Source organism: Xanthovirga aplysinae (assembly GCF_009711365.1).
Classification (GTDB): domain Bacteria; phylum Bacteroidota; class Bacteroidia; order Cytophagales; family Cyclobacteriaceae; genus Xanthovirga; species Xanthovirga aplysinae.
In genome coordinates, this window is record NZ_SMMB01001162.1 from 1 (window position 1) to 9,971 (window position 9,971).

Consider the following 9,971-nt stretch of genomic DNA (forward strand, 5'->3'; position numbering starts at 1 on the left):
CACAGTTCCCGGACCAAAAACAGCCGTAACTCCCGCTTTGTACAAAAATTCATAATCCTTTGGAGGAATTACACCCCCAGCAACCACCATTATATCCTCCCTACCCAGCTTTTTCAATGCTTCAATCAATTGCGGCACCAAGGTTTTATGCCCGGCAGCCAAACTAGAAGCACCCACAATATGCACATCATTTTCCACAGCCTGCTGGGCCACCTCTTCCGGAGTTTGGAATAAAGGACCGATATCCACATCAAAACCCATATCGGCAAAACTTGTAGCGATCACTTTAGCTCCACGATCGTGCCCGTCCTGTCCCATTTTTGCAACCATAATACGAGGTCGGCGCCCTTCCCATTTGGCAAAATCATCAGCCAAATCTTTTGCTTTACGGAAATCTTCGTCTTCTGTAACTTCACTGGAATACACCCCAGCCACCGAACGAATTTCTGCTTTATGTCGTCCAAATACTTTTTCCATTGCCATCGATATTTCACCTAAAGAAGCTCTTTTTCTGGCAGCATCCACTGCTTTTTCCAATAAATTACCTTCTCCGCTTTCTGCACATTGAGTTAAAGCGGCTAAAGCCTCTTCAGTTTCTATTTGATTTCTCTCCGCTTTCATCCTATTCAAGCGTTCAATCTGCTCATTTCTTACTGCTGTATTATCTACTTCGAGCAACTCTATTTCGGTTGTTTCCTCAGTTTGGTAATTGTTAACCCCCACAATCACATCCTTACCGGAATCTATACGAGCTTGTTTACGAGCGGCGGCCTCTTCAATACGCAATTTTGGTAGGCCTGTTTCAATAGCATTGGCCATTCCACCCAATTCTTCCACCTCCTGTATCAGTTCCCAGGCACGATGAGCCAATTGGTGAGTTAGGTATTCCACATAATAAGATCCTGCCCAAGGGTCTATAGCTTTAGTGATATCCGTCTCTTGTTGTAAATAGAGCTGGGTATTACGGGCAATTCGTGCAGAAAAGTCCGTTGGAAGGGCAATAGCCTCATCCAGCGCATTAGTATGCAAGGACTGGGTATGACCAAGAGCCGCCGCTAATGCCTCCACACAAGTACGTGTTACATTATTGAAAGGATCCTGCTCAGTCAAACTCCACCCCGATGTTTGGGAATGGGTTCTCAAGGCCAATGATTTTGGATTCTTGGGATTAAATTGTTGTACTATCTTCGCCCACAATAACCTTCCCGCTCTCATTTTAGCAATTTCCATAAAATGATTCATGCCAATTGCCCAAAAGAAGGAAACACGAGGTGCAAATGCATCTATATCCATTCCGGCTTTTATTCCAGTTCGTAAGTACTCCAACCCATCTGCCAGCGTATAAGCAAGCTCTAAATCTGCCGTAGCCCCAGCCTCCTGCATATGATACCCGCTGATACTAATGGAGTTAAACTTGGGCATATTCTTGGAGGTAAAGGCAAAAATATCGGCAATTATTCTCATGGATGGAGCAGGAGGATAGATATAGGTATTCCGAACCATAAATTCTTTCAGAATGTCGTTCTGAATGGTTCCACTAAGCTTTTCAGGACTTACACCCTGTTCTTCTGCAGCCACAATGTAAAAGGCCAAGATTGGAATTACAGCCCCATTCATCGTCATGGAAACAGACATTTGATCCAAGGGAATGTGATCAAATAATATTTTCATATCCAGTACCGAATCAATGGCCACCCCAGCTTTACCCACATCTCCAGCTACCCTGGGGTGGTCAGAATCATAACCCCGGTGTGTAGCCAAATCAAAAGCCACAGAAAGACCTTTTTGTCCTGCTGCTAAATTTCTACGATAAAAAGCATTGGATTCTTCCGCTGTGGAAAACCCGGCATATTGTCGGATAGTCCAAGGACGCTGGACATACATGCTACTATAAGGGCCCCGCAAATATGGCGGAATTCCAGCCGAAAAGTCCAGATGCTCCATTTGAAGCAAATCTTCCTTATTAAAAATGGGCTTTACTTCTATTTTCTCGGCTGTTTTCCAGGTAGATGAGCTACCATTTTTAATGGGCTCCGGTCTAAACTGTTTATAGGATATATTTTTAAAATCGGGTTTCATTTAAGTTTGTTTAGAGTGAATAATGAAAAGTGGCTAATACTTTTAATCCCACTACTTTTTCAACAAATTCACTTTGTTTGCACAGTATTTTCGATCAACTTCAAATTTTTAAAGTCCGTATTGTTAACAATAATATCCGCAAATTCTTCAGGTTTTACTTCTAAGATATATAGCATTGAAGCTCGGTGATAACGATTTTTAAACTTATCTTTGGTAGCTTCATATCCACCCAAGCGTTCCATGTCACGATTAACGCCCCTTTCCAAAGCGGTTTTAAAATCAGTTTTCAAATAAATTTTCAGATCCCAATGATTCCTGTAATTCGGTTTAAATAAATAGGCTCCATCTGTAATTAATATTGCATCATTGGGTATTTCGATCGATTCTAAATTTAAAACTTCATCGGTTTCCAAATCGTGAATGGCCATTGTATAATTAGGCTTTTCTCCTTGAGAAGCCATCAAAACTTTTTCTACAAAAGCCAATTCATTATAGGAATCCTCATAATACCCCTTTGCCGAATCTCTCCCTTGTTGATATCGGACCTCTTTGTTAAAATGAAAACCATCAATAGAAACCTGAATAGCTGTTAAGCCCCTAGAAACTAAAAAGGTGGTAAGATTTTGAGCAAAAACTGTTTTCCCAGTGCCCTCAATTCCATTGATAGCTACCCTGACAGGCTTTTCTTTTTGCTTCTTAATAAACAAAATGCCTTTTTCTATTTTTTCAAATAATTCGTTTGGTTCCATTTTAAAAGAAATTGGCCTATAGCTTAAACAACTTTTCCTGCAAAGCTGTAAGAAGATTTACCGCATTCACCTTTTTATGGATGAAACAATCAAAACCTGCCTCCTTCCAGGCCAGCTCATTCTCTTTTGGATCTCCTGCTAGGATTAAAAGTTGCTTAGTTCCCTTGGCTTTAAATTGCCGGGCAAATAGTGCTGCCATTTCCAGGTAATTTTCATCCGAACTGCAGAACACAACTATTTCGGAGGAACTTTTACTAGATTCTTCTACCATAAGATCAAAGTCATCATAAATTTTCTCTTCCTCCACCCCAAAACCAGCACATCCAAGAAAATTAGTGGAAAAAGAAGCTCTTGCTCTTCGCATCATTTTATTTCCTGTCAATGCCAGAAAAGCAGCAGGACGGGAATACCCCTCCCTTATCCACTGTTCAGTTCGCAATCGAATAGCCTCAAAAGAAAGTGTTCCTCTCTGGGGCTGCAAAAGTGGCCATTCAACCCCTCTTGCCTTTTTTATTGATCTTACCTCTTCAGGTTCTATACTTTCTTTTAGATCTGGAAATTGATTGGTTCCAATTTTAACTTCCTGACCATAGGCAATACGATTTAATTTCTCTTTCTTAGAGTTATCAATTTGTTGCTGCACTAAGCCGTTTTTAAAGGATTGGATAAAACCTCCCTCGCCTTCGGTTTTTTGGAAAAGTTCCCAAGCGTGTTTAACCAAACTATCCGACAACCTTTCTATATAAGTAGCTCCCGCTGCCGGATCAACTACCTTGTCCAAATAGGATTCTTCTTTGAGAATAGTGGATACATTTCGGGCAATTCGTTTCGCTCTCTTGGTGGAGTTTTTAAAAACCGCATCATGAGCCGAAAGGCTAAGAGAATTGCACCCACCAATAATGGCAGCCATTGCGGTAGTAGTATTTCGAAGCATATTCACTTGTGTATCATAAAGGGTCTGGTCCCATTCCCCAGAAACAACATGTATAAACAAATCCCCTAAATTGTAATCCTTTAACCCGTAAGCCTGGGCAACTTGAAAGAATAACAAACGGAATGCCTTTAACTTTGCTATCTCCATAAAATAACTGTTACCAACAGCCATATTGAAGGCCATATTCCGAATTACGACTTCCGGCTTAACACCTCTTTCAGTCAAATGGTCCAGATATGCCACGGCCATACCTAAGGTGAAAGCCAATTCCTGCACTACATTAGCTCCGGAATCATGAAAAGGATGACTATTTACCATTATAGGGAAAAAATGAGGGGCTTGATCTCCAATTACAACTGCCTCTTTCAAATGCTCCCAAGCATTTTCATCCAAATCCCCCTTTGTTATCCATTGAGTCAGTACATCTACATTTAAAAACCCTTTTAATGATTTAAAATCTACATTTTGTTCATGCACATAACTAAAATATGATTTTAACAATTGAAGGCCATTTTCCTGAGCATGGAAGGAAAGCTGGCAATATTCAAGTTGAATCCCCTGCAAAAGTACTTGAAGAGAAACGGGGGCATTTACCTGAAAGCAAATTCCTTCAGCTCCTTGCATAAGGGCGTCAATGGCCTCCTTATTGGCCTTTTCTTCATCTTCCACCGTAATCGTTTGCACATTTGACCAAGACCTTAGACCCTGACCGGGAATTTCCTCTCTTCCCCACTGTGCATGAAAAGCCTCCAAATAATCTAAAGGTTGAAGATCTTCCTGAGTATAATAAGGTCTTTGAATAAATCCTTCCGGAGTTTTCCAAAGCAGTTTTTTATCAAAATCGGCACCCTTCAAGTCCAAAGTCACCTTATCTTTCCATTGTTGGTAATTAACCGGCTTAAATGATGAAAAAAGAGGCTTGCTTTCTTTTTCCTGCTTCATATCTTGAAAATAATTAATAATGATTTATTCCTTAGGGAACTAAAATTGCGGTGGCCACAGGATGATATTCAAACCTTTAGAGGCTATGTAAATCAAATATGGCAGGTACAAAAAGTTTATCCCTAATAATTTTTAAACATCTTTTAAAGCCATGATCAGTTTCTTGACCACTTAAAAAATTTTTGTTTCCCCTAAAATTAAGATTTCTACTTCTTAAAAATAAATTTTTACCTATTTGTCCTTAATTCCTCTTGGTTAACTGACAAAATGCTCCTTTTCTTAAACCTTTTTCTCATCTTAAAAGAATCCTATATTAAAAAGTAAAAGAGACTTTGGCTAATGTTAGGTTTTTCTCCACCCCAAACTGAAGAATTTTACCTACCTTTTTTTATGATTCAGAATAAAAAAACATCCTGGGCAACATTGTAAAAATAAAAGTTTAGGGAATCCATAAAGTATTTCATCTCCTATTTTTTAAGTCGTGACCTGATGTAATTTATTAACCCCCCTGCTAAAATAATCTTGATTTGTCTCTCGCTTAATCTATTTGTCAGTTCAATGTCCTTATTTTTTTTTACTACATGGGCGGTCACCCGTTCTCCTTGACTTAATTTTTTCTTTAGATCTTTGAAGGTTATTTTATCATTTACAGTTAAATCTTCATAATCCTGAGGGTGAACAAATTCAAAAGGAATTATTCCAAAATTGATCAGATTTTGCCAACCTATTCTTGCATAACTTTTTGCCAGGACAGCCTTTTGTCCCAAAAAGCGTGGACAAAGGGCAGCATGTTCCCTACTGCTTCCCTGGGCATAGTTTTCACCTGCAATCACTACATGTCCTTGAATTGCCGCTTGGGAGCGCTCATAAAAGCTTTGATCGATTACGTAAAACGAAAACTTGCTGAGCTCTTCCACATTACTCCTTAAGGGTAACACATCACTTCCTGCCTTTAAGATTTCATCTGTAGAAATATTATCAGCCATTTTGAGCAAAACAGATACTTCAAAACCATCTTCAAGGGCAGAAAACTCTGGAAGCCCTTTAATATTTGGCCCCTTTATTAATTGAATATTTTGGGATTCCTCCAATGAAGGTGGAGGCAAAAGCATTTGAGTATTTATATTGATCTCTTTGGGTTCCTTCCATTTTGGATAAATCATTTGGTATCTATTTTCCAAATCTCTTGGATCAGTAATTTCTCCGCACAAAGCCGTAGCAGCTGCGGTTTCCGGACTACAGAGATACACCTGATCATCCAAAGTACCAGACCGACCCGGAAAATTCCTTGGCATGGTACGTAAACTAATGCTTCCACTTGCTGGAGCCTGCCCCATCCCAATACAACCCATACAACCCGTCTGATGAATTCTTCCTCCTGCTTGCAGAAGGGCCGCCAACCGCCCTCCTTCAATAAGATTTTGAAAAGTTTGACGAGATGAAGGATTGATATCCAATGACATTTGGCTAGCAATGGTCTTGTTTTTTAAAATTTCTGAAACAACAGCAAAATCTCTTAAACCGGGATTTGCAGAAGAGCCCACCACCACCTGGGCCGCTTTTGTCCCTTTTACTTTTTTAACTGGAACCACCTTTCCCGGGCTACTAGGACAGGCTATTAATGGAATTAAATCATTTAAATGAATTTCCTCCAACTCATCATACTCCTCCTCGCTATCTGCTTCCAATTCTACCCAATCTTTTTCCCTTTTCTGTTGCTTTAGGAAAAAACGAGTAATTTCGTCCGAGGGAAATACTGAGGTAGTAGCACCCATTTCTGTTCCCATATTGGCAATAACATGTCGATCCCAAGTTGAAAGTGTTTTTAAACCTTCTCCAAAATATTCAATGATAAACCCTCTCCCTCCTTTGACATCATGACGACGTAGCATTTCAAGTACCACATCCTTAGCACTCACCCAATCGGGTAACAGTCCTGTTAATTTCACCCCCAACACTTTAGGCATTTTTACAAAGTAAGGTTCACCTGCTGAAGCCAGTGCAACGTCTAACCCTCCGGTTCCAATGGCCAACATACCTAGTCCTCCACCAGCACAAGTATGACTATCTGATCCCAAAAGGGTTTTACCCGGTATTCCAAATCGTTCCATATGCACAGCATGGCTAATGCCATTCCCTGAACGACTAAACCAATAACCAAAACGAGCAGAAGCAGATTGTAGAAAACGATGATCATCTGCATTTCTAAAATCTGTTTGCAAAAGATTATGATCCACATATTGCACAGCTACCTCTGCTTTCGTTCTTGCCAATCCTAAGGACTCTAATTCTAGCATCACTAAGGTTCCTGTAGCATCCTGCTGTAAGATATGATCAATCCGTAACCCGATTTCAGTTCCAACTTCTAATTTACCTGAAATCAAATGTGAATGGAGAAGTTTATGTGTGGCATTCATGACTATGGGATTAAAAAGGAAGGAACTATACAACCAAGTAGAAGTAATGAGACAATAAATTAATTAAAAGATTTAAAAATTCTTCCTTCCTTATCTACTTTTAAATTACTTGCTTTCTCTTTTTTTAAAACTCTTACCTTGACCGCTCATAATCTGTAAAAATCTTTTTTATCAAAAAACACTTCCACCCAAAAACCCCTTCTATTTAGTAAGCCGACATATTACTGAACCATAAAAAAACAAGAAAGGATTGTATAAAGTCACTCCCCCTCCACCAATTTAATAATTCTTTTGTCAGATATCCACATTATTTAAGTGCTCGAATTTTCTAAATAAATCCCAATAAAACCTTCTGAAAATCACCAAATTATCAAATCATTAATAAAATTTTGCCATATATTTATATACTAAATTTGGTATCGAAATACTTATTTTTTATATTATCAATTAGTATATTAAATTTATCGCACATATATTTCAAGGAAATATAGTGTGACAAAAAAGGAATGTAAAAATTTTTTTTGCGAATTTTCAACTATTTAAATTTAATAAACCATGGCAAATCCAAACGAACAACTCGCCTCCATCCCTTTTGGAACTCTAATTGGTGATCCGTTAAAAGCCACAGTAGAAGCGCAAGCAATAGCCGCTCGTTCGACTGTAGACTTTATCAATGATGTAGGGTTTAAGACTATTACAAATAACAAGGAGACCACCAAAGAAGTACGTTATGTTTCCTTTACCTATAAAAAAAGGGACACAACAGGAACAGAGCAAACATTCCAGGTGGATGTACCAGTATTAACTATTGTTCCTATTCCGTTTATTCGGATCAACGAGTTTAATCTAAACTTTAAAGCTAAGATTACCTCAATTGAAACCGAACAAACCAAAAAATCCAACAGCCTGGCCATGGATGCCTCCATCAGTGCTTCAGCAAAATATTTGTTTTTTAAGGCCAATATGAACGCTTCGGTTTCCAGTAAAAAGGACTCTTCTTCCACTAAAGATTCCCGTTACTCAACCGAATACACGATGGATATTAATGTGCATGCCCAACAAGATGATATACCAGCAGGATTATCACGCATGTTGAATATTCTCGAAGATCAAGTAACACATCAATTGAAGCCATCCAATGGAGTGGATAAGGCAAAAAGCGTTGAAGCTAAAAATCCCTGATTTCAATAAACCGAAATCAATTCAAGGGTAAATCCATTGATAACTATTAGATAGCCGGACCTTATAACAGGTTCGGCCCTCATATTTTTTGATTTTACAGCACTTATTTTTAGTGATATGTCAGAACAATCCAAGGATTTAATCAGCCTTCGGGAAGTATTAGGAGCAGTTTTAAAAGAGGTATCAGATTCAAGGTTTTTATCTGATAAATACTCTCGGGAGTTAAGCCGAGTATACCAGCAGGATGATATTATGAAAGTTTTCCCTGTACCTCGTTCCGAAATAAAAGAATTAGACCTAGAGCTAAAGTTTGCCTTTGATGAAGTAAAAAAAGAGCCTTATCGTGCCGAGGTTTTAGATCGAAGGATAAAGCATATCTTTCAATTGTATGACAATCTAGTTAAAAATACCATTATACAATCCATTCTTAACTTTTACCAAAAGGATGATTTTCAAGTTTTAAGAAAGGAACATGCTGATGAATGGGAAAACATCTGCCAAAAACTCCAATCTAATGCTCTAGGCATTCAACTGGAAAAACTCATTAATGAATACTTTTTATGGGGATATAAAAGGTGGATGGATTATGCCGTCACTTTTTGTCAACTTCAAGGAAAAGATATTCCTGAACAGGTAGAAATTGACACTCATATTTTGGCTCAAGGCCTGATGGACTTACTATTTAGAGGGTTTCAGAAAAGAGATTTCCTTACATTAGATGATGGGGAAAAAAATCATCAAGCCCTTTTAAATCAAGATTTCTTTGGGGCTTTCAATCTAGAGCAAGGTTCAGAAAAAGAACAAATATTCCGATCCCAAATGATCAATGCAATTGTCAACCAATTGCAGGACATGAAAAAAAGATTTAAAAGAGTCATAAATATCCCATTTGAAGAGGTAAACACCTATGTGAATGTATCAGCTGACAAACTGGAATCAATTGACTTGAACAAACTGTGCACAGTGAGGATCAAAACTACCTTAAAAAACTACACATGGACAGCACTAGATGGGGAGGAGAGTCATAAACTGATACCTGATTGATCATCTAAATAACTATACTTTGGACCACCTCTATCAAAGAAATGGATAAACACGATAATAACAAATACAGCATCAACAAGGTAAAGTCTCTTTCGCTTTATCAATTAATTGGAGCCCCTCTGCATGCCCTGGTTGAAGCCGAAGTTCAGGCCGTTCAAAGCTCCTTACAATACATTTTGACCCATGGTTTCGAGCAAAATGGAGAAGAAGAAGGCTATGGAAAATTGAAAATGTTAACCTTTACGCATAAAGGGACCAACAGCAATGGGCAAGAAGTAATAAAAGAGACCAGCATTCCCTTATTGACACTTTTACCTATTCCTTTGCTAAGCATCAAAAATGCAGAATTAGAATTTAATCTAAAAGTAACCGATTTCAAAAGGGAATCACTTAGCCCCTTAAATAAAACTTATGGGAAGAAAGACCTTGAACAGGATCGTGCTCTTTCTCCAGACAGGATAGGATTTTCTGCTACCATGGGAGTAAACTCCAGGGAGAACACCAGTTCCACCGACTATCAAATTCGTGTAAAAATGAATGTAGAACAATCAGATATGCCATCCGGTTTATCCAAATTATTAGGATTAGTTGAGGAAGAAAGTAGCAGCAAAGTCAAGCATCCAA

General features: G+C 38.5%; 7 protein-coding genes. 3 read left to right on the forward strand and 4 right to left on the reverse strand.

Going from position 1 to position 9,971, the window contains the following annotated elements; all coding sequences use genetic code 11:
- The 4 genes from scpA to E1171_RS15035 form a co-directional block, all read right to left on the reverse strand.
- Positions 1–2,079 (reverse strand): methylmalonyl-CoA mutase (gene scpA / locus E1171_RS15020; RefSeq protein WP_155206863.1); only part of this gene is annotated, 2,079 nt, incomplete at its 3' end.
- Positions 2,080–2,147: 68 nt separating this feature from the next.
- The gene (locus tag E1171_RS15025) at positions 2,148–2,828 is read right to left on the reverse strand and encodes a nucleoside/nucleotide kinase family protein (RefSeq protein WP_155206864.1); all 681 of its coding nucleotides are present in this window, start codon (positions 2,826–2,828) and stop codon (positions 2,148–2,150) included.
- Between the two features lie 16 nt (positions 2,829–2,844).
- A complete protein-coding gene (locus E1171_RS15030; protein ID WP_155206865.1) occupies positions 2,845–4,704 on the reverse strand; it encodes a methylmalonyl-CoA mutase subunit beta in 1,860 nt (619 codons plus the stop codon).
- Positions 4,705–5,171: 467 nt separating this feature from the next.
- The gene (locus tag E1171_RS15035) at positions 5,172–7,121 is read right to left on the reverse strand and encodes an aconitate hydratase (RefSeq protein ID WP_155206866.1); all 1,950 of its coding nucleotides are present in this window, start codon (positions 7,119–7,121) and stop codon (positions 5,172–5,174) included.
- A 555-nt stretch (positions 7,122–7,676) separates the two neighbouring features.
- Here E1171_RS15035 and E1171_RS15040 point away from each other — a divergent pair.
- The 3 genes from E1171_RS15040 to E1171_RS15050 all read left to right on the forward strand — a co-directional run.
- The gene (locus E1171_RS15040) at positions 7,677–8,303 is read left to right on the forward strand and encodes a DUF2589 domain-containing protein (protein WP_155206867.1); all 627 of its coding nucleotides are present in this window, start codon (positions 7,677–7,679) and stop codon (positions 8,301–8,303) included.
- 117 nt (positions 8,304–8,420) lie between these two features.
- Positions 8,421–9,347 (forward strand): hypothetical protein, encoded by a 927-nt coding sequence (locus E1171_RS15045; protein WP_155206868.1) that lies wholly within the window; start codon positions 8,421–8,423, stop codon positions 9,345–9,347.
- Positions 9,348–9,388: 41 nt separating this feature from the next.
- A partial coding sequence (locus E1171_RS15050; protein WP_155206869.1) for a DUF2589 domain-containing protein occupies positions 9,389–9,971 on the forward strand: 583 nt, incomplete at its 3' end.